The 26,051-nt window shown below is 56.0% G+C and carries 26 protein-coding genes; 24 read left to right on the top strand and 2 right to left on the bottom strand.

Translation table 11 applies throughout. The features are described from left to right. The first annotated feature begins 55 nt into the window (after positions 1-55). The 17 genes from QMO62_RS04520 (at position 56) to spoVM (ending at position 17,932) form a co-directional block, all read left to right on the top strand. Entirely contained in the window at positions 56-1,909 is a 1,854-nt protein-coding gene (locus QMO62_RS04520; RefSeq protein ID WP_372516704.1) for a bifunctional homocysteine S-methyltransferase/methylenetetrahydrofolate reductase, read from the top strand. Positions 1,910-1,939: 30 nt separating this feature from the next. Next, positions 1,940-2,824: a YicC/YloC family endoribonuclease gene (locus tag QMO62_RS04525; protein WP_284638923.1), complete on the top strand. Its 885-nt coding sequence runs from the start codon at positions 1,940-1,942 to the stop codon at positions 2,822-2,824. A gap of 277 nt (positions 2,825-3,101) precedes the next feature. Next, the gene (gene remA, locus QMO62_RS04530; RefSeq protein WP_009672664.1) at positions 3,102-3,362 is read left to right on the top strand and encodes an extracellular matrix/biofilm regulator RemA; all 261 of its coding nucleotides are present in this window, start codon (positions 3,102-3,104) and stop codon (positions 3,360-3,362) included. Further along, positions 3,352-3,990, top strand: a complete 639-nt coding sequence (gene gmk / locus QMO62_RS04535; protein ID WP_284638924.1) for a guanylate kinase — start codon at positions 3,352-3,354, stop codon at positions 3,988-3,990. Before remA ends, gmk begins: the two co-directional genes overlap by 11 nt. Positions 3,991-3,992: 2 nt before the next feature. Next, entirely contained in the window at positions 3,993-4,208 is a 216-nt protein-coding gene (rpoZ, locus tag QMO62_RS04540; protein WP_284638925.1) for a DNA-directed RNA polymerase subunit omega, read from the top strand. A 114-nt stretch (positions 4,209-4,322) separates the two neighbouring features. After that, complete coding sequence (gene coaBC, locus QMO62_RS04545; protein WP_284638926.1) at positions 4,323-5,528, top strand: bifunctional phosphopantothenoylcysteine decarboxylase/phosphopantothenate--cysteine ligase CoaBC; 1,206 nt, start codon at positions 4,323-4,325, stop codon at positions 5,526-5,528. Positions 5,529-5,536: 8 nt separating this feature from the next. Then, positions 5,537-8,077 carry a primosomal protein N' gene (gene priA, locus QMO62_RS04550; RefSeq protein WP_284644857.1) on the top strand — a complete coding sequence of 847 codons (2,541 nt, stop codon included), beginning with the start codon at positions 5,537-5,539 and terminating at the stop codon, positions 8,075-8,077. Positions 8,078-8,105: 28 nt separating this feature from the next. After that, positions 8,106-8,591 carry a peptide deformylase gene (gene def, locus QMO62_RS04555; RefSeq protein ID WP_284638927.1) on the top strand — a complete coding sequence of 162 codons (486 nt, stop codon included), beginning with the start codon at positions 8,106-8,108 and terminating at the stop codon, positions 8,589-8,591. Continuing rightward, entirely contained in the window at positions 8,588-9,529 is a 942-nt protein-coding gene (gene fmt / locus QMO62_RS04560) for a methionyl-tRNA formyltransferase (RefSeq protein WP_284638928.1), read from the top strand. Before def ends, fmt begins: the two co-directional genes overlap by 4 nt. Positions 9,530-9,598: 69 nt before the next feature. Continuing rightward, positions 9,599-10,972 carry a 16S rRNA (cytosine(967)-C(5))-methyltransferase RsmB gene (gene rsmB / locus QMO62_RS04565; protein ID WP_284644858.1) on the top strand — a complete coding sequence of 458 codons (1,374 nt, stop codon included), beginning with the start codon at positions 9,599-9,601 and terminating at the stop codon, positions 10,970-10,972. 108 nt (positions 10,973-11,080) lie between these two features. Beyond that, positions 11,081-12,166: a dual-specificity RNA methyltransferase RlmN gene (rlmN, locus tag QMO62_RS04570; protein WP_284638929.1), complete on the top strand. Its 1,086-nt coding sequence runs from the start codon at positions 11,081-11,083 to the stop codon at positions 12,164-12,166. 9 nt (positions 12,167-12,175) lie between these two features. After that, positions 12,176-12,946, top strand: coding sequence for a Stp1/IreP family PP2C-type Ser/Thr phosphatase (locus tag QMO62_RS04575; protein ID WP_284638930.1), 771 nt, complete (start codon positions 12,176-12,178; stop codon positions 12,944-12,946). Between the two features lie 6 nt (positions 12,947-12,952). Next, positions 12,953-15,133, top strand: a complete 2,181-nt coding sequence (gene pknB, locus QMO62_RS04580; RefSeq protein WP_284638931.1) for a Stk1 family PASTA domain-containing Ser/Thr kinase — start codon at positions 12,953-12,955, stop codon at positions 15,131-15,133. Then, positions 15,133-16,077 carry a ribosome small subunit-dependent GTPase A gene (gene rsgA, locus QMO62_RS04585; RefSeq protein ID WP_284638932.1) on the top strand — a complete coding sequence of 315 codons (945 nt, stop codon included), beginning with the start codon at positions 15,133-15,135 and terminating at the stop codon, positions 16,075-16,077. The genes pknB and rsgA overlap by 1 nt, the downstream gene beginning before the upstream one ends. Positions 16,078-16,079: 2 nt before the next feature. Continuing rightward, on the top strand, positions 16,080-16,739 hold the full coding sequence (rpe, locus tag QMO62_RS04590; RefSeq protein ID WP_284638933.1) for a ribulose-phosphate 3-epimerase: 660 nt from the start codon (positions 16,080-16,082) through the stop codon (positions 16,737-16,739). Positions 16,740-16,745: 6 nt separating this feature from the next. Then, complete coding sequence (locus QMO62_RS04595; protein WP_284638934.1) at positions 16,746-16,997, top strand: hypothetical protein; 252 nt, start codon at positions 16,746-16,748, stop codon at positions 16,995-16,997. 854 nt (positions 16,998-17,851) lie between these two features. Then, positions 17,852-17,932, top strand: coding sequence for a stage V sporulation protein SpoVM (gene spoVM / locus QMO62_RS04600; RefSeq protein WP_014652194.1), 81 nt, complete (start codon positions 17,852-17,854; stop codon positions 17,930-17,932). Positions 17,933-18,036: 104 nt separating this feature from the next. Here the strand turns inward: spoVM and rpmB are convergent, their stop codons facing one another. Continuing rightward, positions 18,037-18,225, bottom strand: coding sequence for a 50S ribosomal protein L28 (gene rpmB, locus QMO62_RS04605; RefSeq protein ID WP_284638935.1), 189 nt, complete (start codon positions 18,223-18,225; stop codon positions 18,037-18,039). 231 nt (positions 18,226-18,456) lie between these two features. On the opposite strand from rpmB, the gene QMO62_RS04610 reads away from it, so the two are divergent. The 5 genes from QMO62_RS04610 to QMO62_RS04630 all read left to right on the top strand — a co-directional run bounded on the left by QMO62_RS04610 (position 18,457) and on the right by QMO62_RS04630 (position 24,039). Continuing rightward, entirely contained in the window at positions 18,457-18,819 is a 363-nt protein-coding gene (locus tag QMO62_RS04610; RefSeq protein ID WP_284638936.1) for an Asp23/Gls24 family envelope stress response protein, read from the top strand. Between the two features lie 108 nt (positions 18,820-18,927). Next, entirely contained in the window at positions 18,928-20,700 is a 1,773-nt protein-coding gene (locus tag QMO62_RS04615) for a DAK2 domain-containing protein (protein ID WP_504928718.1), read from the top strand. Positions 20,701-20,734: 34 nt separating this feature from the next. Then, entirely contained in the window at positions 20,735-21,586 is an 852-nt protein-coding gene (locus QMO62_RS04620) for a DegV family protein (RefSeq protein ID WP_284638938.1), read from the top strand. Positions 21,587-21,594: 8 nt separating this feature from the next. Next, the gene (recG, locus tag QMO62_RS04625) at positions 21,595-23,643 is read left to right on the top strand and encodes an ATP-dependent DNA helicase RecG (protein ID WP_372516705.1); all 2,049 of its coding nucleotides are present in this window, start codon (positions 21,595-21,597) and stop codon (positions 23,641-23,643) included. A 108-nt stretch (positions 23,644-23,751) separates the two neighbouring features. After that, positions 23,752-24,039: a stage VI sporulation protein F gene (locus tag QMO62_RS04630; RefSeq protein ID WP_284638940.1), complete on the top strand. Its 288-nt coding sequence runs from the start codon at positions 23,752-23,754 to the stop codon at positions 24,037-24,039. A 55-nt stretch (positions 24,040-24,094) separates the two neighbouring features. Here the strand turns inward: QMO62_RS04630 and QMO62_RS04635 are convergent, their stop codons facing one another. After that, on the bottom strand, positions 24,095-24,598 hold the full coding sequence (locus tag QMO62_RS04635; protein WP_284638941.1) for a Crp/Fnr family transcriptional regulator: 504 nt from the start codon (positions 24,596-24,598) through the stop codon (positions 24,095-24,097). 206 nt (positions 24,599-24,804) lie between these two features. Between QMO62_RS04635 and QMO62_RS04640 the strand changes: the two genes are divergently transcribed. After that, positions 24,805-25,398 carry a class I SAM-dependent methyltransferase gene (locus QMO62_RS04640; protein WP_284638942.1) on the top strand — a complete coding sequence of 198 codons (594 nt, stop codon included), beginning with the start codon at positions 24,805-24,807 and terminating at the stop codon, positions 25,396-25,398. Beyond that, the gene (locus tag QMO62_RS04645; RefSeq protein ID WP_284638943.1) at positions 25,395-25,997 is read left to right on the top strand and encodes a DedA family protein; all 603 of its coding nucleotides are present in this window, start codon (positions 25,395-25,397) and stop codon (positions 25,995-25,997) included. The genes QMO62_RS04640 and QMO62_RS04645 overlap by 4 nt, the downstream gene beginning before the upstream one ends. The last annotated feature ends 54 nt before the right edge of the window (positions 25,998-26,051 follow it).

Below are 26,051 nucleotides of genomic sequence, written 5' to 3' on the forward strand. Positions count from 1 at the left end.
GAAGCCAGACTTAAGAGAAGCGCTCCGCCGGCAGGTGCTGGTGGGAGACGGGGCAATGGGGACGTATTTATACCAGATGGGCTTTCCCGTCGGGATTTCATATGAAGAGCTCAATTTGCTGCAGCCGGAGAAGATCGCCGAGGTGCATCGCAGGTATTATGAAGCTGGAGCGCGGCTGATCGAGACGAATACCTTCTCCGCGAACCGGGAGAAGCTGTCGAAATACGGTCTCGAGAATGAGGTGGAGGCGATCAACCGTGCCGGCGTTGAGCTGGCACGAAATGCCGTCGGCAGCGACGCTTATGTGGTAGGCGCGATCGGCTCCATCCGCGCCGGCCGACGAAAGAATGTACGGACCTCCAAGGTGAAGGAGGATTTGCGCCAGCAAATCGAGGTGCTGCTGGACACGCAGGTGGACGGGCTGCTGCTGGAATCGTTTTATGATTTGGAGGAGCTGCTGCTCGCGCTCAAGCTGATCCGCAAGGTGAGCTCGATTCCGGTCATCTGTCAGTTTGCAACCGAAGGCACAGGCATGACGCACGACGGTATTCCGCTCGAAGAGGCGTTCGACAAGCTGAAGCAGCATGGTGCGGATGTCATCGGCTTCAACTGCCGCAGCGGTCCTAACGGCTTGCTGCGCTCGCTGGAGAAGGTGGCGGATGTGGACGGCACGCTGCCGTTCTCGGTATTCCCGAATGCCGGGATTCCGGATTACGTGGACGGCCGGTACTCCTATGCCGCCACGCCGGAGTATTTTGCCGAAACGGCCTTGAAGTTCGCTCAGCTTGGCGCCCGCATCATCGGCGGCTGCTGCGGTACGACGCCCGAGCACATTGGGGCGATAGCAGGGCGGCTGCAGAGCTACAGCGTACCGCTGGAGGACGTTAAGCGCCTTCGCCGGGAGCAAGCTCCCGGGCCGGTCGTGAGTGAAGTGAAAGCTTCTGCGGCGGCGATTCCTTCCGCCGCGGAGGAGAGTCTCGCAGAGGAGCCAAACCTCGTTGAGCTTGTCAAGCAGCGTCACACGGTGATCGTAGAGCTCGACCCTCCGACGGATCTGGATATCGGCAGATTCATGGAAGGAGCCAAAGCGCTGAAGGAAGCACACGTCGATGCATTGACCATGGCGGATAACTCGCTCGCTGTGACGCGCATGAGCAATCTGGCGCTCGGCAGCCTGATCCGAGAACGGGTCGGCATCCGCCCGCTCATTCACATTGCCTGCCGGGACCGCAACATGATCGGCACGCAGTCGCATATGATGGGTCTGCATGCTTTAGGCATCGACCATGTGCTTGCCGTTACCGGGGATCCGGCCAAATTCGGGGATTTACCGGGCTCAAGCTCCGTATACGATCTGACCTCCTTCGAGATCATTCGCATGATCAAGCAGCTGAACGAGGGCATCGCTTTCTCCGGCAAGCAGCTGAAGGAAAAAGCGAATTTCATCGTAGGTGCGGCCTTTAATCCTAACGTCAAATATTTGGACAAGGCGGTTCAGCGTCTGGAGCGCAAGGTGGAAGCAGGCGCCGATTACATTATGACCCAGCCGGTCTACGGACTGGAGCAGTTCGCCAAAATCCGCGAGGCCACGAAGCATCTGAGCATTCCGATCTTTATCGGCATCATGCCGCTTGCCAGCGGCAATAACGCCGAATATTTGCACAACGAGGTGCCGGGGATCCAGCTTTCGGATGAGGTGCGTCAGCGGATGAAGGGGCTCAGCGGCGCCGAAGGGCGCGCGATGGGGGTTCAAATCGCAAAGGAGCTGCTGGATGAGGCGATGAAGCACTTCAACGGCATCTATCTGATGACGCCGTTCTTATCTTACGGGATGACGGTGAAGCTGACCCAATATGTTTGGGAGAAGTCGAACCGCCGCGATTTACACTTGTCCCCTGTAGGAAAATGAATTAAAATAGGGTAATGGATGTGACTGCCAATGCTTCGCAGTATGACCGGCTTCGGTCAAGCCGCTCGAAGGGTGGCCGGCTATCAAGTGCAGATCGACCTGAAGTCGGTGAACCATCGCTATAGTGAAGTGATCGTTCGTATGCCCAGGGAGTGGGGGCGTTTCGAGGACGTATTGAAGAGGGCAGTACAGCAATACATTAAGCGTGGCCGTGTGGATGTGTTTGTTACGGTGGAGGGGGATCGGTCCAAGGTCCAATCCGTTCAGGTGGACTGGGTAATGGTAGAGGCTTACCGTCAGGCTGCCCAGCAGCTGAAGGAACGTCTTACGCTTACCGACGAGCTCACTCTGCGTGACTTGCTTCGGATGCCAGAGATAATCGTCATGCAGGACGATATCGACGTGGCGGACGAAGACATGGAGCGCGAGCTGCAGGCTTGCGCATCGGAAGCGGCCGAGCGGCTGACGGAGATGCGGGAGAGGGAAGGCACGCATCTGCAGAACGATCTGCAGCAGCGATTGGCTGCTTTGCGCGGTTATGCCGAGCAGGCTGCCGAACTGGCTCCAAAGGTTGTACAGGAGCATGCGGAGAAGCTGCGGGCAAGAATTCAGGAGCTCGTACAATCCCACATCGTCATTGATGAGACGAGACTGGCAACGGAAGTCGCCATCTTCGCCGACCGGGCTAATATCGACGAAGAGCTGACCAGGCTTCAGAGCCATTTCCAGCAATGCAGCGATATGCTTTTCTCCAGCGAAGCCGTGGGCCGTAAGCTCGATTTCCTGGTGCAGGAAATGAACCGCGAGGTCAATACGATCGGCTCGAAGGCCAATCACGCGACGTTAACCGCATTGGTCGTCGACATGAAGGCCGAGCTCGAGAAGATGCGCGAACAAATCCAAAACATAGAGTAACCGCAGAGCAACGTCGTGCCGCTACAGGCAAGGCACGACCAATCTCTTTCGTAATATCCATTTTTTTTGTTGGTTCGTTTTGGCCGATAAGCGAAGCGGAAAGGTAAGTGTTCACCGGAGAGTTTACGTGTCGCCTTTGAAATTGAATTCACTCCGCAGGAGTCTAATAAAAAGAATTTAATTTCAAGAGCGACCGGAGGGGAATAGCTTACCTTGGAGCTGAGTCGTATCGACAATGTTATTACTAACAAAAAAAATTCCAGGGGGACCCAAATCAATGGCGATCAAACTTATCAATATCGGTTTTGGAAATATCGTATCCGCCAACCGGATCATTTCCATTGTCAGCCCGGAATCGGCGCCGATCAAACGGATCATTCAAGAAGCCCGCGACCGCCATATGCTGATTGATGCCACGTATGGCCGGCGTACCCGTGCCGTCATCATCACGGACAGCGACCATGTTATTTTGTCCGCGGTTCAGCCGGAGACGGTTGCGCATCGACTTTCCAATAAGGACGATGATCATGACGAATAATAGAAATGTTCCCCCGTCGGAGAGAGGGATTCTCATCGTTTTGTCCGGTCCGTCCGGAGTGGGGAAAGGAACCGTATGTAAAGCTTTGCGCGGCAAAGCGCCTGAGATTACTTATTCCGTATCGGCAACCACGCGGACACCGCGGGAAGGCGAGCTGGAGGGCGTGAATTATTTTTTCAAGTCCAGGGAAGAATTCCAGCAGCTTATCGACCAGGACCAAATGTTGGAGTGGGCCGAATATGTAGGCAATTTATACGGTACGCCGCGTAAATTTGTAGAGGATACCTTGAATTCCGGCAAGGATATCATTCTGGAGATCGAAGTCCAGGGAGCGCTTAAGGTAAAGCAAAAGTTTCCGGAGGGCGTGTTTATTTTCCTGCTTCCACCCTCGCTTGTCGAGCTGGAGAGCCGCATCGTAGGCCGGGGAACGGAATCCGAGGATTCGATTCGCAGCCGGATGTCGGTAGCCGTAGAAGAAATCCGCTTAATGGAGCATTACGATTACGCGATTGTGAACGACCAGGTAGAGTCTGCCTGTGACCGTATTCAAGCGATTCTTACGGCAGAGCATTGCCGAAAGGACAGAATGCTGTCAAAAATCAAACATTGGATGGCAGAGGTGAGATAATTATGTTGTATCCTTCCATTGATAAGCTGCTCGGCAAGGTGGACAGCAAATACTCTTTGGTGGTGGCCGCTTCCAAGCGCGCCCGATTGCTGCGTGACGGTTCGAAATCAGAAGTACGCAATAAGAAATCGCATAAGTTCGTAGGACTCGCACTAGAGGAGATTTATGAAGATCACATTTCCTACGAGAAGCTGCAAGGCAAAGAAACACTGAAATAGATTCAAGAAAAAAACAACCCTCTGTGAGCGGTTGTTATTTTTTTCTTTGACGAGGTTAACCTGGGATACGAAGGATTTTTTGAGAATGCAGTTCTATAGGGGGGGAGATTCACTATGTTGAACGGCAAAACGATTGTACTGGGAGTCAGCGGGGGGATTGCCGTGTTCAAGGCGGCGGCGCTAACCAGCAAGCTGGCGCAGGCGGGAGCGAAGGTTCAAGTCATCCTGACGGAATCGGCATCCAAATTCGTCACGCCGTTAACGTTTCAGACATTATCGCGGCAGCCGGTGGCAATCGATACGTTCGATGAGAAGGATCCCTCGGTGGTTCAGCACATTGATTTGGCGGACCGCGCCGATCTCGTCGTCATCGCACCGGCAACGGCGAATATCATTGGTAAAATGGCGCATGGTTTGGCCGACGACATGCTCAGTACAACATTACTTGCGACAACGGCTCCGATTCTTGTAGCCCCCGCCATGAATGTTCATATGTACACCCATCCGGCGGTACAGGAGAACCTGAAGACGCTGGCGGATCGCGGGGTTTATTTCGTAGAGCCGGGCACCGGTCAGCTGGCCTGCGGTTATGTAGGCAAAGGACGCTTAGCGGAGCCGGAGGAGATTCTCGCGGCCATTGTCGCGTTCTTTCAAGAAGATAAGCCCCTGCTGGGCACTAAGGTGCTGGTGACGGCAGGAGGCACTGTGGAAAGAATCGATCCGGTTCGTTATTTGACCAACGACTCGTCCGGTAAAATGGGGTACGCCATTGCCGAAGAAGCGCTCCGTATGGGAGCGGAAGTGACGCTGGTAACGGGGAAGGCGTCCGTTCCCCCGCCGTCCGGCGTTCATGTCGTGCCTGTGGAATCTGCGCTTCAGATGCTGGATGCGGTGCTGGAGCGGCTCCCTGAGCAGGATGTCGTCATTAAGGCGGCCGCGGTAGCCGATTACCGGCCTGCCGAGCAGGCGGAGCAGAAGATCAAGAAGAAGGAAGAGGAAATGTCGCTGAAGCTGGTCAAAAACCCGGACATCCTCCAGGCCCTCGGCGAGCGAAAAAAGCCGGGACAAATCATTGTCGGCTTTGCTGCGGAAACGAACAATGTTGAGGCGTACGCGATTGACAAGCTGAAGCGCAAGAAATCCGATCTGCTGGTGGCTAACGATGTGACTATGGCAGGCGCAGGCTTTGGAACGGATACGAACGTCGTTCGTATTTATGATGCAAACGGCTTGGTGGAGGCGCTGCCGCTTCTGTCCAAGCGTGAGGTGGGAAGAAGATTGCTGCTTCTCGTCAAGGAAAGGCTGAGAAAGGAAGAGTGAGCGGACGATTGTTTGCCAAGGTCATTGTAGATGTGCCGGCGCGTCAAACGAACCGGGCTTTTGACTATATCGTACCGGAAGGGATGCAAGGTCTCGTGGAGGTGGGAAGCCGCGTCGGAGTTCCCTTCGGGCCTAGAGTCGTACAAGGCTTCGTTACGGAGCTGCATCGCACGACGGAGCTGGATACGGCCAAGCTGAAGCCGATCTCACAGGTACTGGATGTGTCCCCGCCCTTAACGCCCGAGCTGGTCGAGCTGGGGCGATGGATCAGCCAAACCTACGTCTGTCATGAGGTCACTGCGCTGCAGGTGATGATCCCCGGGGCGCTTAAGGCGAAGTATGAGCGGCATGTGAGGGCTTTGGACGAAGCCGGCTCGTCCGGGCAGGCGCAGCTGCTGCTGCCGGAGCAGAAGGACATTCTGAGCTATGTCCGAAGCAAGCAGTCGGTAGAGCTCGGCGCTTTATTAGATAAGTATGCCTCGCAAGCGGTGATGGTGAGGCAGCTTCTGGAAGAGGGCTTTCTGGAAGAGGTACAGCTGATTAAGGACAGGCTCCAATCCAAGAAGGTACTGACGGTATTCCCTCCGGAGAATACAGAGCTGCTGGAAGCTTGGGTGGACGAGCTTCCCGCCCGGGCGGGGAAGCAGAAGGAAGTGCTGCGGCATTTCCAAGAGGATTCCCGGCCCATCCGGCTGACCGACCTGCTCTCGAAGCTGAATATCAGTGCAGGGACGGTGAAGTCACTTGCTGAACGCGGGTGGCTTCGCATCGAGGAGGTTGAGGTGCTTCGCGATCCATATGCGGACCGCGCCTTTCAGCCGACCTCGCCGCTGCCGCTGACACCCGAGCAGCAAGCGGTTTACGGGCGCATCCGGGATACGCTGGAGGAGCGCTCACATCAGGTTTTTCTGCTGCAAGGGGTAACGGGCAGCGGGAAGACGGAGGTATACCTGCAGTCGATCCAGACCTGCCTCGATCAAGGCCGGGAAGCGATCGTGCTGGTGCCGGAGATTTCCCTGACCCCGCAGATGGTGGAGCGGTTTAAGGGGCGGTTCGGCAACGCTGTCGCCGTGCTGCACAGCCGACTGTCTCATGGCGAACGGTACGACGAATGGCGTAAAATCATGCGCAAGCAGGTGAAGGTGGTCATCGGCGCACGTTCGGCGATTTTTGCTCCTTTTACGAAAATTGGACTCATTATTATTGATGAAGAGCACGAATCGTCGTACAAGCAGGAGGAGAGCCCCAAGTACCATGCCCGTGAGGTGGCGGCTGCGCGAGCCTCCCGTCTTGGAGCTGTCGTGGTGCTGGGCTCCGCTACGCCCTCGCTGGAGAGCATGTATCGCACTACGCAGGAGGCCGCGATCGAAGCGGGCACCGCGAGGCCGCCGTACGAGCTGCTTACGATGGCCTCCCGCGTAGAGGGTCGTCCTCTTCCGCCCGTGCATATAGTAGATATGAGGGAGGAGCTGAAGAGCGGAAATCGCTCCATGTTCAGCCGCGCCCTGTATAAAGCGATCCAAGAACGGTTAGACAAGAAAGAACAGACGGTTTTGCTGCTCAACCGCCGCGGCTACGCGACCTTCGTCATGTGCCGTACCTGCGGGTATGTCGCCGAGTGTCCGCACTGCGACATTTCACTGACCTATCATCAGAACGCTAAGGTGATCCGCTGCCATTATTGCGGCTACGCGCAGCAGGAGCTGTCCGCTTGTCCCGAGTGCCAAAGCGAGCATATCCGCCATTTCGGCACAGGCACGCAGCGGGTGGAGGAAGAGCTGAGCAAGCTGTTCCCGGGAATTCGCGTCATACGGATGGATATCGACACGACCACAGAGAAGGGCTCCCACGAAAAATGGCTGACGATGTTCCGAAACCGGCAGGCGGATGTGCTGCTGGGAACGCAGATGGTAGCCAAGGGCCTTGATTTCCCTCATGTGACGTTAGTCGGCGCCTTGGCGGCGGATTCGGTGCTGAATTTGCCCGATTTTCGCGCATCCGAGCGGTCGTTTCAGCTGCTCACGCAGGTCGCCGGCCGCGCAGGACGGCATCATCTGCCGGGCGAGGTGTTCGTACAGACGTACACTCCCGAGCATTACAGCATACTTACAGCGAGCAAGCACGATTATAACAGCTTTATCCGCAAGGAGCTGCTCATCCGCAAGGTGCACAACTATCCGCCGTTTCACCGGTTAATCCTGATTACGCTGTCGCACGAGCAGGTGCCGCTGCTGATACGATCAGGGGAGGCGCTCGCCGCCAGGCTCAAGGAGCTGGCCCGCGAATGTACGGCTGTGGAAGTGGTGGGCAGCGTTCCACAGGGCAGGCCGGGAGCTCTATTCAAGCCGGTGGAGCTCGAGGTGCTGGGCCCGGTGGCGTCGCCGATCTCGCGGATCAAAGATAGATATCGATTCCAATGCATGGTAAAATATCGGGGAGAGACGGACGCGGCGGACCTGGTCCGGCAAGCCGCAGCCGTGTTGGACGATGCGGTAAAGCAGCAGAAGCTGACGATCAGCATCGACGTCGACCCTCAAGTATTAATGTAGAAGATCATGAAGAGGTGCGTGGTTAGTTATGGCGATTAAGATGATAGTGAAGGATCCCGATCCAGTATTGCGCGAGGTGGCGAAGCCGGTTCCGAAAATTACACCGAACATTCATAAGCTCCTGAACGATATGGCCGATACAATGTATGACGCACAGGGTGTAGGGCTGGCTGCCCCTCAGATCGGCATCCTGAAGCGTGTCATCGTGATGGATGTGGGAGATGACCACGGCTTGATCGAGCTGATCAATCCTGAGGTGATCGAGCGCGAGGGAGAGCAATTCGGACCCGAGGGCTGTCTCAGCATTCCCGGTATGACGGGGGATGTGCGCCGGGCGCAGCGCGTGAAGGTGAAGGGACTGAACCGAGACGGGGAGGAGATCGTCATTGAAGGGACGGATCTGCTGGCCCGCTGCATTTTGCATGAGGTGGACCATTTGAATGGGGTGCTGTACACGGATTTGGCGGAAGCGATGTATCGCAGCGAAGACCGCCCGGAGCGTGAGGAAGGATGAGAGTAGTATTCATGGGGACGCCGGAGTTTGCCGTGCCGTCCCTTCAAGCGTTGCTAGCAAACGATCGGGTGCAGGTAGTGGCGGTAGTGACCCAGCCGGATCGACCGGTAGGACGCAAGCGCGTGCTGACGCCTACCCCCGTGAAGGTGGAAGCGGAGAAGCACGGACTGCCGGTGCTGCAGCCGGAGCGGCTGCGCCGGGCGGAAGCTGTGGAGGCGCTTCGCGAGTATGCGCCGGATTTGATCGTGACAGCCGCTTACGGGCAAATTTTGCCCAAGTCGGTATTGGACATGCCGAAGCTCGGATGCATTAACATCCATGCCTCGCTGCTGCCCAAATACCGCGGCGGCGCGCCGATTCATTATGCGGTGATGAACGGGGATGCGGTAACGGGCGTCACGATCATGTATATGGCCGAAGGGCTCGATACCGGAGATATGATCAGCCGGATCGAGGTGCCGATTACCGACGAGGATACAACCGGCACGATGTTTGAGAAACTAAGTGTGGCAGGAGCCGAGCTGCTGACGGATACGCTGCCTGCCCTGCTGGCCGGCGAGGTGAATGCCGTTCCCCAGAACGACGACGAGGCCGTGTATTCGCCCAATATTCAGCGGGAGCAGGAGAGAATCGATTGGAATCTGCCTGCTCTGGGCATCTGGAACCTGGTTCGTGCCCTGCACCCGCGGCCCGGCGCTTTCACGCTGTGGAACGGAGAGGTGCTGAAGATTTGGAAATGTGAGAAGCCGGCTGCAGGACAAGCGATCGTCAAAGCGGAGCCGGGCACGGTCGTAGCAGTGTCTCCGCAGGGGATTGAGGTTGCCGCAGCGGATGGAGTTGTCCGCATCACGGAGCTGCAGCCCGCTGGTAAGAAGGCGATGGCGGTAGAGGAATTCGTTAAGGGCGGCCAATTGGCCGCAGGGACGAGATTAGGCTAAGAGCAATCGAAAGGAAATGCTTCAAGGCGATGCGATTGGTAAGCAGAGCCGAGGCTTACGGTGAAAGATATGAACGGAAGCAAGGATCGAACAGGCCCCAAAGGCCCGGCTCCGACAGCCGCGAGAAAAGGAAGCGCCCGCGAAGCGGCGTTGGACGTGCTTGTACGCATCGAGCAGGATCGCTCTTACAGCAATCTGCTGCTAAACCAGACGCTTCAGAAGTATCGCCTGGACCGGGCGGATGCAGGGCTTGCTACAGAGATCGTTTATGGCACGATTCAGCGGCTGAACACGATCGATTATTTCCTGGAGCCCTTCGTTACGAAGGGACTCGGCAAGCTTCAGCCTTGGGTGCGCAGCTTGCTGCGGCTGAGCTTCTACCAGCTCTATTATCTTGAGCGGGTGCCGGATCACGCGGTGGTGAACGAAGCGGTGAACCTAGCGAAGCGCAAGGGTCATCAAGGCATCTCCGGCATGGTGAACGGCGTGCTGCGCAGCATCATTCGGCGCAAGGCGGAGCTGGTCATCCCGGATGATCTGCCGGCCGAGCGCCGCATTGCCCTTGCCGGGTCGCACCCCGAATGGATGGTGCGGCGGTGGGTTCGCCAGTTCGGCGAGCAGACGGCAATGCGCATCTGCGAGGCGAACAACACGCCTCCGCGCGTGAGCATCCGGGCGAACTCGCTCATGGGCAGCCGCGACGCTCTGGTGCAGCGGCTGCGCGAGGGAGGGCTCGAAGCGGAGCCCTCTGCGGTAGCTCCGGCCGGCGTGCTTGTGCGCGGCGGCGGGAACATGGCCTTGACGCCGGAGTATGCGGCAGGCCTGTTCTCGGTGCAGGACGAGAGCTCGATGCTCGTCGCGGAATGGGTCGACCCGCAGCCGGGCGAGCGGGTGCTCGATTGCTGCGCCGCCCCGGGCGGCAAGACGGCGCATCTGGCCGAGAAGATGCAGGACCGCGGCGAGATCGTGGCCAGCGACATCCATGAGCATAAGGAGAAGCTGGTTCGCGAGCAGGCCGAGCGGCTGGGGCTGCGCAGCATTCGCACGGTTGTGGCGGACGCGAAGGAGCTGCACCGGAAGTACGCTCCCGGCAGCTTCGACCGGATCTTGCTCGACGCCCCCTGCTCCGGACTCGGCGTCATTCGTCGTAAGCCGGACATGAAATGGGGCAAGGAGGAGCGGGAGCTTGGCGAGATTTGCGCCGTGCAGCGGGAGCTGCTGGAGGCGGTTCACGGGCTGCTGAAGCCGGGAGGCGTGTTCGTTTACAGCACCTGTACCATTGAGAAGGCGGAGAATGAAGAGATGATCCGTTCCTTTTTGGACAAGCATCCGGAATATGAGCTCGAGGCGCCTCCCCACGCAAAGGAAGAGGAGATCCAGATTTTCCCTTTTGATTTCGGCTCCGACGGCTTCTACATTGCGAGGCTTCGCAAACGAGCATAAGCGGTGCTATTGTGGTAAAATATACTGTGGCCTTCATGCGCAGGCTGAGGGCACTACTCTGACAAACAACAGGTTGTGATAAACGATATGGAGCATACGGAACAGCAAATGACTGAAAAACGGCCGCCCAAAGGACCCGTGAACGAGAAGCCTTACGTCTACGACTTCACGCTGGAGCAGTGGCAGGATTGGGTGAAGGCGAACGGCGAGCCCGGCTTTCGTGCGGGACAAATTTTTGAATGGCTGTATGTCAAGCGAGTGTCGAGCTTCGAGGAGATGACGAACCTTCCGAAGGGGCTTCGGGAGAAGCTGACGACGCAGTTCGATTTTGTTACGCTGACGGAGGTCGCTAAGTACCAGTCCCAGGACGGTACGGTGAAGTTTCTGTTCGAGCTGACCGACAAAAATGCGATCGAAACGGTCATCATGAAGCACAGCTACGGCAACAGCGTTTGTGTGACCACACAGGTCGGCTGCCGGATCGGATGTACGTTTTGTGCGTCCACGCTGGGCGGGCTGAAGCGCAACTTGAGTCCCGGCGAAATCATCGCTCAGGTGGTCAAGGCGCAGCAGCTGCTGGATGCTACGCAGGAGCGGGTCAGCAGCATTGTCATCATGGGCATTGGCGAGCCGTTCGAGAACTATGACGCCGTCATGACGTTCCTGAAGGTTATGATTCATCCGAAGGGACTCAACATCGGCCAGCGTCATATTACAGTGTCGACGAGCGGTATCGTGCCGAATATTTACAAATTCGCCGAGGAGAATACGCAGATCAACCTGGCGATTTCGATCCATGCGCCGAACGACGAGCTGCGTTCGAAGCTGATGCCGGTAAACCGGCGCTTTCCGTTCGCGGATTTGATTGAGGCGTGCAAATATTATGTCGGCAAAACCGGCCGCCGTATTACGTTCGAGTATGCCCTGATGGGCGGCGTGAACGACCAGGCGGTGCATGCGGAGGAGCTGGCGAAGGTGCTGAAGGATTTCCCGCATGCGCATGTGAATTTGATTCCGGTCAACTATGTGTCGGAGCGCGATTACGTCCGTACGACGCGTGACGACATCTTTACGTTCCAGCGCATTTTGGAAAGAAGCAAGGTGAACGCCACGATCCGGCGGGAGCAGGGCAGCGATATTGCCGCCGCCTGCGGACAGCTGAGGGCGAAGCATATGGAAACGGGTGCGAGGTGAGATGAATCGATGCTGAAATTGGCGTACCAATCGGATATCGGCCGTGTACGGATGGTGAATGAGGACCGGGCGGTCGTGCAAGACGAGCTGAACGGGCTGTCGCTCGCCATCGTGGCCGACGGTATGGGCGGCCATCAGGCCGGAGACATTGCCAGTCAAATGGCGGTGGAATTGATCCAATTTCAGCTGCAAACCCTTCATCGGGAGATGTCGATTGAGGAGAGGAAGCAGCTGGTGAAGTCGGCGGTCGAAATCGCCAATGAGAAAATCTTCGAATTCGCCTCCAGGCGGGAGAACTACCATGGCATGGGGACCACGGTAGTGGTTGTTTTGGCGGACGAGCAGCATGTGGTTGTCGCCCATATCGGCGACAGCCGCGCTTACCGCGTACATAAGGGTCAGATGGAGCAGCTGACGGAGGACCATTCCTTGGTCAATGAGCTTGTAAAGAGCGGGCAAATTACGCGGGAGGAAGCGTTTCACCATCCTAGGCGCAATGTGCTGACCCGTGCTCTCGGAACCGAGCCGACCATTGAGGTGGACGTGCGGGATATCGCTTGGGAGCAAGGCGATGTGCTGCTGCTTTGCAGCGACGGCCTCAGCAGTCTGGTGGACCAGGAGAAGCTGACCGTACACATTACCGGGGAGGGCTCGCTCGAGGAGAAGGTAGATCGCTTGATTTCCGAAGCCTTGAACGCCGGAGGAGACGACAACGTTACGGTTGTGCTCATGGAGAGCGCGCGGGATAGCGACTCAGCAAACGACGGAGAAACGGGGTGAGGATGAATGATCGGTAGACAGCTGGGAGGTCGCTACGAGATTCTGGAACGAGTCGGCGGCGGCGGGATGGCTATAGTTTACAAAGGACTAGATATTTTATTACATCGACATGTAGCCGTTAAAATACTAAGACAGCAGTATGTGCACGACGAGGAGTTTATTCAGCGTTTTCGCCGGGAAGCACAGGCAGCCGCATCATTATCCCACCCCAACGTGGTTAGTATTTACGATGTAGGGCAGGAAGAAGACGTACATTATATCGTGATGGAATACGTGGAAGGGCACACGCTGAACAGCTTGATCAAAGAACGGGCCCCGCTTCAGGTGGAAGAGGCGATTCATATTGCGGTGCAAATTTGCGATGCTCTGGACCACGCCCATCACAATCAAATCATCCACCGCGATATTAAGCCGCACAATATTCTTATCGGGCGTAACGGCCGGGTCAAGGTGACGGACTTCGGAATCGCGCGGGCGGTCACGTCCTCCACGATCACGCAGACCGGCTCCGTAGTAGGCTCCGTGCATTATTTTTCTCCCGAGCATGCCAAAGGAACGCCGACCGGCGAGCAGTCTGACCTGTATTCCCTCGGAATCGTCATGTACCAAATGCTCACAGGACGTCTGCCTTTCCTTGGGGAAAGCCCAATCAGTGTTGCACTGAAGCATCTGCAGGAGGATGTGGAGGAGCCGCGGAAGGTAAATCCGCTTATTCCGCAAAGCGTGGAGAACATTATTCTACGCGCGATGCGCAAAAGCACGACGGAGCGTTACCGGACGGCGCAGGACATGATGAGCGATCTGGAGGCATGCTTGCAGCCGCATCGCCGGAATGAGCCCAAGGTGAACTTCTTCGATGAGGACGAGATGGATGAGGAGAAGACACGGGTCATTCCCGCTCTTCGGCCGAGTCAATATGCCCCTCAGGAAAGGGCGGCTGCTGCCGAGGCTTCGGAAGAGGAAGAGTCGGAGGCTCCTGCCGAGCAGGGGAAGAAAAAGCGCCGCTGGGTTAAGCCTTTGATCTGGTTTATCGTCTTGATGGCCCTTCTGGCAGGAATGTGGTCGCTTGTCGGTTACGTGAAGGGGATGCTGGTGGTACCTGAGGTCGAGGTGCCGAATGTGGTAGGCAAGCCTTTGACGGAGGCGCAAGCGGCCCTCATCGCTCTCAAGCTCATACCCGACGTATCGTATGAGGTGAACAAGGAAATCGCGAAGGATACCGTTCTGCGTCAAAGCAGTACGAATACCAAGGTAAAGGAAAACTCAACGGTGAAGCTGACCGTCAGCAAGGGACCGGAGCTCGAGAAGCTGCCGAACCTGGTCGGACAAAAGCTGGTAGAGGCGAAGATGGCGCTGAGTGCGCTGGGCATTAAGGATGACAGCAGGATCAAGGTTGAGAAAAAATATATGGATGAGCCGCCCGATACGGTACTGGTACAGAACCCGGCTGCCGGTACGGAGGTCGATCCGGCGACGGCAACGGTCGTCCTGACGATCAGTCAAGGCAGGGAAACGTTCAAAATGCCGAACCTGGTCGGCTTGACGGAGGCGGAGGCGCGTAACCGGATCACGGTCAGCAACCTGAAGCTTGCGAAGGACGGCATCAACGTAGAGACCAGCTACAAGCAGCCGAAGGGAAAGGTCATTACCCAGTTCCCGTTCCAGCCTAACGAAGAGGTTTCGGCCGGGTCGGAGATCAAGCTGATCATTAGCTCGGGTCTTCCGGAGGAAGCCGGTCCGATGACGGTAAGCGTTCCGGTGAAGCCTGCGCGGGAAGGCAAGAGCTCTACGGTCAAAATTTTGCTGACGGACGCGCAGTATGATAATTTCGAGTATCAAACGCTTAATATAACCAAGACGGAGGCCGTCAGCGTCAAGCTGGTGGTATCGCCCGAGAAGAACGCGACCATTCAGGTGAAGGTCGATAATGCGACAGCCGATATTATGACAGTCACCTACCAGGATTATCTTGCTCAGAAGAACGGCAAGCCGGCCGCGCCGTCAGGTACGACTCCTGCGCCGGGGACAACAGCCCCCGCGCCGACTCCTACGCCTGCAACGGGAACCGGCACGGCGCCGGCAACCGGCGGAACAGGCGCAGCGACACCGTCTACGGGCGGAGCGCAAAGCGGCAATACGTCTGGAGCTCCAACAACTACAACAGGCACGGGAGGCAGAACTCAATAATGCCAGCAGGTTTAATCGTAAAGGCGCTAAGCGGATATTACTATGTACTTCCGGATGATTCGGAGGATCGGGAGCCGGTGCAATGCCGGGCAAGAGGAATCTTCAAAAAAAGGGGAGTTTCCCCCTTGGTTGGAGACCGAGTGGAATTTGAGCTGACGGAGAACGGCGAGGGGACGGTCACGGAAATTCTCCCCCGTCATTCGGAGCTGGTGAGACCTCCTATTGCAAATGTCGATCTTGTCGTACTGGTTTTCTCTGTGACCGAGCCGACGCTAAACCTGCAGCTGTTGGATAAGTTTCTTGTGCACACGGAAAGCGCAGGACTGGACACGGTCATTTGCTTTACGAAGCAGGATCTCGTGCCCGGCTCTGCTTCGATGGAAACCGCCTCCGAGCTGACGGAGAGCGAGGAAGAGGAGGCGGCTTCGCTGGATTCCGCCGTTCAATTATACGAATCGATCGGTTACCCGGTGCTGATGACAAGCGCCAAGGAAGGCATCGGCGTGGCCGAGGTGGAGCGGCGCCTGATCGGCCGCATCGGCGTATTCGCCGGGCAATCCGGCGTCGGGAAATCCTCGCTGCTTAATGCGATGATTCCGGGTCTTGATCTGGAAACGAATGCGATCAGCAATAAGCTCGGCCGCGGGAAGCATACGACCCGTCATGTCGAGCTGATACGGCTGCCGAACGGGGGCATTGTTGCGGATACGCCGGGCTTCAGCTCGCTTGATTTTCTACAGATTGAAGAGGCGGAGGAGCTCAGCTCCTGCTTCCGGGAATTCCAGCTGCTTTCCGAGCAATGCCGCTTTCGGGGCTGCCTTCATCAGCACGAGCCGGACTGTAAGGTCCAAGAGGCCGTGGCGGAAGGGCAAATCGTCTCATCCCGCTACAATCACTATTTGCAATTTCTGACTGAAATTAAAGAGAGAAAAAGGAGGTATTGATCATGCTGCGAATCGCCCCTTCTATTTTATCTGCGGACTTCTCCCGGTTGGGGGAAGACATTGCGGACGTTGAGCGCGGTGGAGCGGATTGGATCCACGTCGATGTTATGGACGGACATTTCGTTCCGAACATTACCATTGGCCCCCTGGTCGTGGAGTCGATTCGTCCGATCACCAAGCTTCCGCTTGACGTACATCTGATGATCGAGGAGCCTGACCGATACATTCCTGCCTTCGCCAAGGCCGGGGCGGACCTGATCTCCGTTCACGTGGAGGCGGCGCGCCATCTGCACCGGACGGTGCATCTGATTAAAGAGCAGGGGGTCAAGGCAGGCATCGTTCTGAATCCGGCGACACCTTTGTCGTCCCTGGAGCATGTGCTTACCGGGGCCGTCGATCTGATCCTAATCATGACGGTGAATCCGGGCTTCGGAGGACAGCAGTTCATTCCCGAAATGCTGCCGAAGATTACACGTCTTCGTCAAATGCTGAACGAGCGAGGCTTGGATCATGTCGATATCGAGGTCGACGGGGGGATTAACCCGGAGACGGCCAAGCAGGTCATTGCCGCCGGCGCGAACGTGCTCGTGGCAGGCAACGCGATCTTTAACCAACAGGATCGGGCGGAAGCGATTCGCCGGATTCGCGGAACGGGAGAGTGAGGGAGCATGCGTGCCTTAGCTGTCCTTGGCTTCAGCCTGCTTTGCGCGATTTTTCTGAGCCTGTTCTCCCACATCCAGGACTTATTGAAGTATGTATTTTCCCTAGGCGCCCTGTTCGCAGGCATTCAGTTTTTTAAACGATATGAAGAGCGCAGCCTGCGGATTTGGTTCGTCGCTTTGACGATCGTATTTTACTTCATCTTCGCTTTCATTTATGCCGTCTATGTCGCCATGCAGCAGATGCCTGCTCCGGCATGATTACGGTGCTCCTTTCGAGGATAGCGGTTTGATAAACGCCCACGCCTAGCGGCGTCCTTTTTATGATCTCTGCGTGCTAAGCCTCTTTTGAAGTCGTGTCCATTGGAAGGGATTTTCGGTAAGGATGCGACTTCAAAGGCGGTCCGTTAGCTTTCCACACCTACGCATTTCCCCTCGGATCTACCCATACCTTTGATTTGATCAGAACACATCCCGATCTGCGGTCGGGAGCTGTTCAGCCTTGAATTCTGCAAAAACGCAACTTTCCCCCACGATTTGTATCAGAAGCAGGAAGATTTCTGCGTAAATACAACATTCCAAGACCATTTGCCTCATTTTCAGCCATTGCGCGCTCCTAAAGCTGCCAATTGTCACAAATCTCGATCCGAACCCCGCTTAAGCTTGTGGATTTCTGCACTTTAGCACCTTTGTACCCCTTGCCTTATACGTTTTGGCTTAGCAGGTTCACAGAAGTGCGTTCCCATGGCATATTTTCCGCTAAGCGGTGCGGGATATTTTCGCTTGATGCCCGTACGGAACCCTAGCAGATCCTTCGGCGAAAATAGCTTTTTTTCAGAGTGTCAGCCCTCCCGTTTGCTCCATCTTGTCATAAATCCAATGGGACTTTAATATGAATAAATCAAAAGTACGCGCTTTTGTAACCTTTTTCTTTTTGCGCAGGCGGGCTTTGGGAAGTCACGTTTTGGCCGCGAAGGAATATACTAGGTATGTGCTTCGGTAGGTGGGTCCGGACGCCACCGGGAGCAGCGCACGGCTTTGCTGAAGCAAAGCTCCGAGGAAGATGAACGAAAGCGGCTTTGCTTCAGCAAAGCACGTCAGAGGAGGGGTACGAGATGAAATTTTACACTATCAAGCTTCCGAAGTTTTTGGGTGGATTCGTGAAAGCCGTACTTAATACGTTCAGCAAAAACTGACGATTCGCGTTGGTGCATACTTAAGCGGAGCGAGCCGCAAGGGTGCTCCGTCTCCGCCAACTAAAAAAAGCACCTGAGTCAGGTGCTTTTTGCTTGTATAGCTATTATACGCGAGTAACCTTGCCAGCTTTCAGAGCTCGGGTGCTAACCCAAACGCGCTTCGGCTTGCCGTCCACCAGAATGCGAACCTTCTGTACGTTGACACCCCAAGTGCGTCTTGTCTTATTGTTCGCATGGGAAACGTTGTTTCCGGTACCCGGACCTTTACCAGTGATGAAACATTTGCGGGACATTGTATTACACCTCCTTAAAAAGCTCCGACGGTTTCAAGATCGATAGCTGCTCTCCACTTTCTTTGCGTTCAAAACACACTTGAATATCATATCACAGCACATAAGCGGGCGTCAACGCGAAGCACACCGATTTATGCAATATTCATCAATTTATTTATTTCTTTTCATATCTATAGTACAATGAAAAATAGTCCATCCTAATCATTGTATATTTTAAAGGAGCTGTTGGAGATGGCTATAGAACTGGCGACAGAGTATGGCAAGGTGTTTGTAACGGATGAAGTCATCGCAATACTTGCAGGCTCGGCGGCATTGGATTGCTACGGCTTGGTCGGCATGGCTTCACGCAATCAGCTCAAGGATGGGATCGCCGAATTATTGCGCCGGGACAATTTGAGTCGCGGGGTAGAGGTACATAGAGACGAACAGGGCTTGATGGCGATCGATTTATATATCGTCGTCAGCTACGGCACGAAGATTTCCGTGGTTGCTCATAATGTGCAAACCAAGGTGAAATATGTACTGAACGACGTGGCCGGCCTTAAGGTGGAGAACGTCAACATTTTTGTATCCGGTGTCCGGGTTGCGCAGTAGACAGCATGATTGGTTCCAGCGATTCATGGCAACTGGCGCATTCGCCTTGCGGTGCGGCAGTTGCTTAAGGGTCCGGATGGCATCAGAGCAGGAAGGGGAATGGTTTTTTTGAGTAAGCGCTTAAATATGATCAATGGACAAGATTTCATTCGGATGGTAGAGGCGGGTGCACAGCAGCTCACGGCTAACGCGGAGCGTGTAAACGCGCTCAACGTGTTCCCTGTTCCGGATGGAGATACGGGCACAAATATGAATTTGACGCTGACCTCCGGCGTGGAGGAGCTGCGCCGCCGTCCTTCGTCCCATTTGGGGAAAGCTGCTGAAGCGCTTGCAAAAGGGCTGCTGATGGGAGCGCGCGGCAATTCTGGCGTGATCTTGTCACAGCTGTTCCGCGGCTTCTCGAAGGCGGTAGCCGACCTAGAGGAAGCAAATAGCCAGCAATTCGCCGCGGCACTTCAAAACGGCGTCGATATGGCGTATAAAGCGGTTGTGAAGCCGGTGGAGGGCACCATTCTTACGGTAGCCAAGGAAGCGGCAAGACATGGGGTACAGTATGCCAAGAGGCATGCAGGCATTGACGAAGTGATGCACGAGGTGCTGAGACAGGGGAAGGAAGCACTGGAACGGACGCCGGACATGCTGCCTGTTCTGAAGCAGGTGGGGGTTGTCGATTCCGGCGGACAGGGACTGGTCTACATTTACGAGGGCTTCATGGCTGCTCTGGATGAGGAGGCGGTACCGTCCGGACCAATCGATGTGCCTTATGCGGCGCTCGGCGCGGTAGAGACGACAGAGGCAACCTTGGAGCCGGTTCGGCTGGAGAGCCTGGCTGCGCACGCCCACGCGCATGAACCGAAGCGGGCTCAAGCGATGCTCGCTACGGAGGATATCGAATTCGGATATTGTACGGAGTTTATCGTTACCTTAAATGCGCAGAAGACAGCGGACCGGTCCTTCGATGAGTCCCGCTTTAGGGATGAGCTCTCCGCTCATGGGGATTCCCTCCTGGTCGTGGCGGACGAAGATCTCGTCAAGGTGCATATTCACGCCGAATATCCGGGCACGGTTATGAATTTAGCCATGAACTACGGCGATCTGAGCCGAATTAAAATAGAAAACATGCGGGATCAGCACACGCATCTTCTGGAACATGACGTACCGGAAACGCCTGCAGTTGTCAGCACGGTTTCCACGGCTCCGGCCGAAGAGACGAAGGAGCTGAAGCGCTATGGCTTTGTTGCCGTCTCGGCCGGGGAAGGCATTACAAGCATTTTCTCCAGCCTTGGCGTAGACCAGGTGCTTCACGGGGGCCAGACGATGAATCCGAGCACGGAGGATATCGTAAATGCCGTGAATGCGGTGGAAGCCCAAACGGTCTTTATTCTTCCGAACAACTCGAATATCATTCTGGCTGCCCAGCAGGCGGTGGAGCTGGTGGAGGAAAAGCAGCTTGTCGTGATTCCGAGCAAGTCCATTCCTCAAGGCATTGCAGCGGTGATTGCGTTCCAGGAGGATGCGGAGGCAGAGGTTAACGCGGATGCTATGCAGCAGGCGCTGCAGCAAGTGCAGTCCGGACAGGTAACCTATGCGGTTCGGGATACGTCCATGGACGGCATTGAGATTAAGCAGGGCGATTACATCGGGATTCATAACGGCAAAATCGTCTCGGCCGAGCCGGATATTACGGCTTCCTGCCGCAAGCTGATCGACAGCCTGCTTCAGGACGGGCGGGAGATTCTGACGATCTATACCGGTGCGGAGGCGGAAGACGCGGTGACGGCAGAGCTCGAGTCTTACGTCGAATCCTCTTACAAGCAGGTGGAGCTGGAGGTTCATGCCGGCGGACAGCCGGTGTATTATTACATCATCTCCGCCGAATAGAATAAATAAAGTTCAATATGTTGGGGGTGACCCTATGAGTCAAGTTCGGATTGTAACGGATAGCACGGCAGATATTCCGGAGAGCGTGCGCAAGGAGCTTGGAATCGAAATGGTGCCGCTGAAGGTGCTGTTCGGTTCGGAATCTTATTTGGACGGGGTAGACATCGGCACGGAAGCGTTCTTCACCAAGCTGGCCGTTTCGGCCGGCCTTCCTACCACGTCTCAGCCGTCTCCGGTTGAATTTATGGAAACGTATAAACGGGTTTTCGACAGCGGAGCGCAGTCCATCGTTTCGATTCATCTCGCTTCTGCGCTAAGCGGGACGTATCAATCGGCGCATTTGGCCCAGTCCATGCTGGATGGCGATGCGGACGTTACGGTCGTCGATTCCTTGTCGGCTTCCTACGGCATCGGCATGCTGGTTGTCGCCGCAGCGGAGGCAGCCAAGCAGGGCAAGAGCAAGGAAGAGATCGTTCAGCTCATTGAAGAGCTGAAGAGCAGCCGGCGCCTCTACTTCCTTGTCGATACGCTGGAGTACTTGCAGAAGGGCGGCCGCATCGGCAAAGCCTCCGCTTTGGTCGGGTCGCTGCTCAACATCAAACCTATTCTCTCGATTAACGGCGAGGGCCAGGTGTATTCGGTAGACAAGGTACGCGGGCAGAAGAAGGCTATGGCCCGTATGATCGAGCTGTTTCAACAGGATTATGCGGGGGTGCCGATGCACCTGACCGTTGCTCACGGAAAGGCGCCGGAGGCGGCGGAGGAGCTGAACGCTCTGATGCATCAGCATTTTGACGTACGCAGCTCGAGGTTTACCGAAATTGGCCCTGTGATCGGTACCCACACGGGTCCCGGAGTCGTGGCGGCTTTTGTTTGGAAGGCGTAATGATGAGTATGGATCTATATGAAATTCCGGTCACGCAGGTGTCCGGTGTCAAAGGCAAGAAGTCCGAGGAGCTGCTCACGCTGGGAATTTCCAGTGTTGGGCAGCTGCTTGACTATTATCCTTTCCGCTACGAGGATTACACGCTTCGTGACTTGACCCAGGTGAAGGACGGAGACAAGATTACCGTGCAGGGCACGATCGCCGGCATGCCGCAGGTACAGATGTACGGCCGGACCAAATCAAGAATGACCTGCAAGCTTATGGTCGATTCTCTCTTCGTAACGGCGGTCTGGTTTAACCGTCATTTTCTGAAGGACAAGCTGGCGGCAGGCAATGAAGTGGTGCTTACGGGGAAATGGGACCAAAGGCGGCTTCATATTACGGTATCGGAAACGGAGTTTCCGGGCCAAGGCGCTTCCCAGATCGGCACCCTGCAGCCGGTCTATTCCGTGACCGCTGCACTTACGCAGAAGTGGATGCGGCAGACGATGAAGCAGGCGCTGACGCAGTTCGCCGGCCTCATTCCGGAGGTGCTGCCGGCGGAGCTGCTGCAGAGCTACCGCTTGCTGCCGCGCAAACAGGCGGTAGCGCTGCTGCACATGCCCGGAAGCACGGAGGAGGGACAGCGCGCGCGGAAGCGGATGGTGTATGAGGAGCTGTTTCTGTTTCAGCTGAAAATGCAGGCCTACCGCGCCTTGAATCATGACCGCTCCGACGGGGTAGCCCATCCGGTGGATCTTCCGGCCGTTCGGGCCTTCGTCCGGGCACTTCCCTTCAAGCTGACCGATTCTCAGAAGACGGTGCTGGCTGAGATTTTGCACGATCTTCAGCAGCCGTACTGTATGAATCGGCTGCTTCAAGGCGACGTCGGCGCGGGCAAAACGGTCGTTGCCGCTGCGGCCTTGTTCGCTGCCGTTAAGGCAGGCTATCAAGGGGCGCTCATGGTGCCGACCGAAATCCTGGCGGAGCAGCACAAGCGGTCGCTGGAGCGGCTCTATGAGCCTTACGGCATCCAGGTGGCGCTGCTTACCGGCAGCTTGACGGACCGGCAGCGCCGTGACGTGCTGGGGGCGCTGCAGATGGGGATGATTGACGTTGTGGTCGGCACCCATGCGTTGATTCAGGAGGATGTATTCTTCCGCAAGCTGGGGTTGGTCGTCACCGACGAGCAGCATCGCTTCGGCGTGAATCAGCGAAGCATTCTGCGCCGCAAGGGGATGAATCCCGACGTGCTGACGATGACGGCGACACCCATTCCCCGCACGCTGGCCATTACGGCTTTCGGGGATATGGACGTATCCACGCTGAAGGAGCTGCCGAAGGGCCGCAAGCCGATCAAGACGTATGCGGTCACGCATGCCATGCTGGAGCGCGTGCTTGGCTTTATCCGCCGCGAGGTGGATCAAGGGCGGCAGGCGTACATCATTTGCCCTCTGATCGAAGAGTCGGAGAAGCTCGACGTCCAGAACGCCATCGACGTGCATGCTCAGCTGCAGCATGAATTCCCCGGCTTCCGTGTCGGCTTGCTGCACGGGCGAATGGCTCCGGCCGAGAAGGATGCCGTCATGCGGGAATTCAGTGAAGGCCGTGTGCAGGTGCTCGTGTCCACCACCGTCATTGAGGTAGGTGTCGATGTGCCGAATTCGACGCTCATGGTCGTGTATGACGCCGATCGTTTCGGGCTGTCCCAGCTGCATCAGCTGCGGGGCAGGGTAGGGCGGGGAGAGCATCAGTCGTATTGCGTGCTGATCGCCGACCCGAAGAACGAGGTAGGCAAGGAGCGCATGAAGGCGATGACGGATACGAACGACGGCTTCGAAATCGCAAGACGCGATTTGGAGCTTCGCGGGCCGGGCGACTTCTTCGGCACGAAGCAGAGCGGGATGCCGGAGTTCCGCATCGCGGATATGGTGACCGACTTCGAGGTCATGGAGCAAGCGCGGGACGATGCTGCCCGGCTGGTGCGGCAGTCCGACTTCTGGACCTCCGCTTCCTACGTCATGCTCCGTCAATATTTGCAGCGGGAGCAAATTTTCTCTAACGATTTATTGGACTAATTTCATTCTTCTTATGGAAAATGGGGACACATGTCCAAGCACTCCGTCATAGAATTACTTTAGCACGAGGGAAACAGGCATAAAGTGATGAAGACGGAGGTGTGCGGCATGGCTTATGCAAAGCATGGCTTCGATCCTGCTCAGGTGGAGCGGATCAAGCTGAAGATGAAGAACCCCGAGGTCAAGGAACGCGTGAAGATGATCCTCAAGGGCGTTAATAAATACGATCTGCAGGATCGCGTCAAGGTGCGCCGTTTCGTAGGAATGCTGACCAAGGTGCTCGGGGAGAAGCTCACCGAAGCGCAAACGGATCATCTGGTGAACTTCGTCATCTCCCAAAAGATCGACCCGAACAATACGTTTCACCTCATCAAGCTGTGGGGAATGTTTCGTTAAGCTGCGAACTGCGGAAAGGCCGGTACCGGGTACCGGCCTTTTTGGCGTATCCCGGCTATGCCCGATCCGCCCGCAGCAGCCGGTTTACCGTCTCGCGGCGAATACCGATCAGCTGGCCGATCTCTTCTTGAGTCAGCACATCGGTAAGCGAGACGTCCGGCGATAAGTATTCGGCGAACCAGCTGCGCAGCTGCCCCAGCTTCTCGGCAGGGGTTACCTGGGTCAGCTGGTCGATCCGCAGCTGCATCATGCGCAGCTTACTTTGCAGCAGCAGCGCCACCTCGCGGTATTTTTCCGGATTCCGCTCCAGCTCCTCGTACCACTCCTTCGGCGAAACCCGCTCCACCTCTGTGGTCATTAAAGCAATGGCCGTTCCGTGATAGTCCTTGGGGGTCATTAACGAATGATGGGGAATCATCTCACCGGGAACAATAATATTAAATAAGAACGGGTGGCCCTCTTCGTTCACTCGGACGATTTTGAGCAGGCCGCTTTGGATCCGAAACAGAGGACCGGTTTCTCCCTGCCGGAATAATGTTTCTCCCTTATGCAGAAGCATGGTAAGCTCACCTCCCGGTCATCATAACATGGAAAGGCAAAGGCAGGGAACCCCATGTCTTTTTTGCGCTGCTTGGGGTTTGATTAGCCCTGGGATGGTGTCTTTCTCTTATTGTTAAGAAAATCTTCAGAAGTTTCATGCTACAATCTTATGATTTTTTGGATAAGCTAAGAGCTAGGATTGGAAACAAGGAGTGATAACGATTTATGTCATTACATTCGACGCTGACCTCAAGGCTATCCGATAAGGTGATGTTTTTTCAAAAATTTCTGCGCAGTCCCCGCGACGTCGGCAGCTTGATTCCCAGCTCTACGGCGCTGACGGAGAAAATGCTGGAGCCCGTCGACTGGGCGAATGTGCGGGCGATGGCGGAGCTTGGGGCGGGAACCGGCGTATTCACCCGCGCCATTCACGAAAGGAAGCATCCGGAGTGCAAAGTACTGGTCTGCGAAAAGGATGCAGGCATGCGCTCGCAGCTGCGGGAAAAGTATGACGGGCTATATTTTTACCATGATGCGCAAAAGATGCTTCAAGGGCTTTCCGGCTACGGGATGGATCGGCTCGATTGTGTCGTCTCGGGGCTGCCTTTCGCCAATTTTCCTGCCGAAATGAGGGAACGGATCATATCACAGGTGAAGCAGTCGCTGACAGAAGACGGTGTCTTCATCGCCTTTCAATACTCGCTGCAGATGAAGCGGCTGCTGACTTCGTGCTTCGACGAGGTGAGCATCGGCTTCGTTCCATGGAATATCCCCCCGGCCTTCGTTTACGTATGCCGTCAGAAGAAGGCGATCAGATGACGGTTGATGCACTTCTGCAGTATGTGGAGCAGTTCGGTTATTTTGCTTTATTTTTCGCGTTGTGGCTTGGAATCGTGGGCATGCCCATCCCGGATGAGGCGGTTGTCATGACCGGCGGGATGGTCGCCTCTCTTCATATTCTACAGATCCTTCCGGCCTTTATTGTTACTTATCTTGGAGTCGTTTCGGGGTTATCGTTAGGCTATGTGCTTGGCCGCATGATGGGTCCGCCGATTGTGGAGCGGCTCATGAAACGGAAAAATATGAGACGTCCCCTCGAGAGGTCGCAGCGTCTTCTGGAACGCTATGGCCGCGCTACGCTCATCTTTAGTTACTTTCTCCCGGTGGTTCGCCATGTAGTGCCTTATCTTGTTGGGGTTCATCGGATGCCCTTCGGATGGTATGCGCTTTATTCTTATTCGACCGGTCTGGTCTGGACGGCAGGCTTCTTTACAGTAGGCTACTATTTCGGCGGAAATATCGAGAGGATCGCTGCAGCCGTCTATCGCTACGGCTGGTTCGTGCTGGCGGGAGCAGGGTGCGTAGCTCTTGCGGTTTGGGGGGTTCGGAGCCTGCGGCAGCGAAACGTGTCTAACTAAGAAAAAGCCGATCCGTTGCGGGGGAAAAGCGATTCCCGCACGGATCGGCTTTAT

It is taken from the genome of Paenibacillus silviterrae (assembly GCF_030167925.1).
GTDB lineage: Bacteria > Bacillota > Bacilli > Paenibacillales > NBRC-103111 > Paenibacillus_G > Paenibacillus_G silviterrae.

Bases quoted from the DNA above. Each gene is read 5' to 3' on its own strand.
- QMO62_RS04520 (WP_372516704.1), top strand. From the start codon at position 56: ATGGGGACGTATTTATACCAGATGGGCTTTCCCGTCGGGATTTCATAT.
- QMO62_RS04525 (WP_284638923.1), top strand. From the start codon at position 1,940: ATGCTTCGCAGTATGACCGGCTTCGGTCAAGCCGCTCGAAGGGTGGCC.
- remA (WP_009672664.1), top strand. From the start codon at position 3,102: ATGGCGATCAAACTTATCAATATCGGTTTTGGAAATATCGTATCCGCC.
- gmk (WP_284638924.1), top strand. From the start codon at position 3,352: ATGACGAATAATAGAAATGTTCCCCCGTCGGAGAGAGGGATTCTCATC.
- rpoZ (WP_284638925.1), top strand. From the start codon at position 3,993: ATGTTGTATCCTTCCATTGATAAGCTGCTCGGCAAGGTGGACAGCAAA.
- coaBC (WP_284638926.1), top strand. From the start codon at position 4,323: ATGTTGAACGGCAAAACGATTGTACTGGGAGTCAGCGGGGGGATTGCC.
- def (WP_284638927.1), top strand. From the start codon at position 8,106: ATGGCGATTAAGATGATAGTGAAGGATCCCGATCCAGTATTGCGCGAG.
- fmt (WP_284638928.1), top strand. From the start codon at position 8,588: ATGAGAGTAGTATTCATGGGGACGCCGGAGTTTGCCGTGCCGTCCCTT.
- rsmB (WP_284644858.1), top strand. From the start codon at position 9,599: ATGAACGGAAGCAAGGATCGAACAGGCCCCAAAGGCCCGGCTCCGACA.
- rlmN (WP_284638929.1), top strand. From the start codon at position 11,081: ATGACTGAAAAACGGCCGCCCAAAGGACCCGTGAACGAGAAGCCTTAC.
- QMO62_RS04575 (WP_284638930.1), top strand. From the start codon at position 12,176: ATGCTGAAATTGGCGTACCAATCGGATATCGGCCGTGTACGGATGGTG.
- pknB (WP_284638931.1), top strand. From the start codon at position 12,953: ATGATCGGTAGACAGCTGGGAGGTCGCTACGAGATTCTGGAACGAGTC.
- rsgA (WP_284638932.1), top strand. From the start codon at position 15,133: ATGCCAGCAGGTTTAATCGTAAAGGCGCTAAGCGGATATTACTATGTA.
- rpe (WP_284638933.1), top strand. From the start codon at position 16,080: ATGCTGCGAATCGCCCCTTCTATTTTATCTGCGGACTTCTCCCGGTTG.
- QMO62_RS04595 (WP_284638934.1), top strand. From the start codon at position 16,746: ATGCGTGCCTTAGCTGTCCTTGGCTTCAGCCTGCTTTGCGCGATTTTT.
- spoVM (WP_014652194.1), top strand. From the start codon at position 17,852: ATGAAATTTTACACTATCAAGCTTCCGAAGTTTTTGGGTGGATTCGTG.
- rpmB (WP_284638935.1), bottom strand. From the start codon at position 18,225: ATGTCCCGCAAATGTTTCATCACTGGTAAAGGTCCGGGTACCGGAAAC.
- QMO62_RS04610 (WP_284638936.1), top strand. From the start codon at position 18,457: ATGGCTATAGAACTGGCGACAGAGTATGGCAAGGTGTTTGTAACGGAT.
- QMO62_RS04620 (WP_284638938.1), top strand. From the start codon at position 20,735: ATGAGTCAAGTTCGGATTGTAACGGATAGCACGGCAGATATTCCGGAG.
- recG (WP_372516705.1), top strand. From the start codon at position 21,595: ATGGATCTATATGAAATTCCGGTCACGCAGGTGTCCGGTGTCAAAGGC.
- QMO62_RS04630 (WP_284638940.1), top strand. From the start codon at position 23,752: ATGGCTTATGCAAAGCATGGCTTCGATCCTGCTCAGGTGGAGCGGATC.
- QMO62_RS04635 (WP_284638941.1), bottom strand. From the start codon at position 24,598: ATGCTTCTGCATAAGGGAGAAACATTATTCCGGCAGGGAGAAACCGGT.
- QMO62_RS04640 (WP_284638942.1), top strand. From the start codon at position 24,805: ATGTCATTACATTCGACGCTGACCTCAAGGCTATCCGATAAGGTGATG.
- QMO62_RS04645 (WP_284638943.1), top strand. From the start codon at position 25,395: ATGACGGTTGATGCACTTCTGCAGTATGTGGAGCAGTTCGGTTATTTT.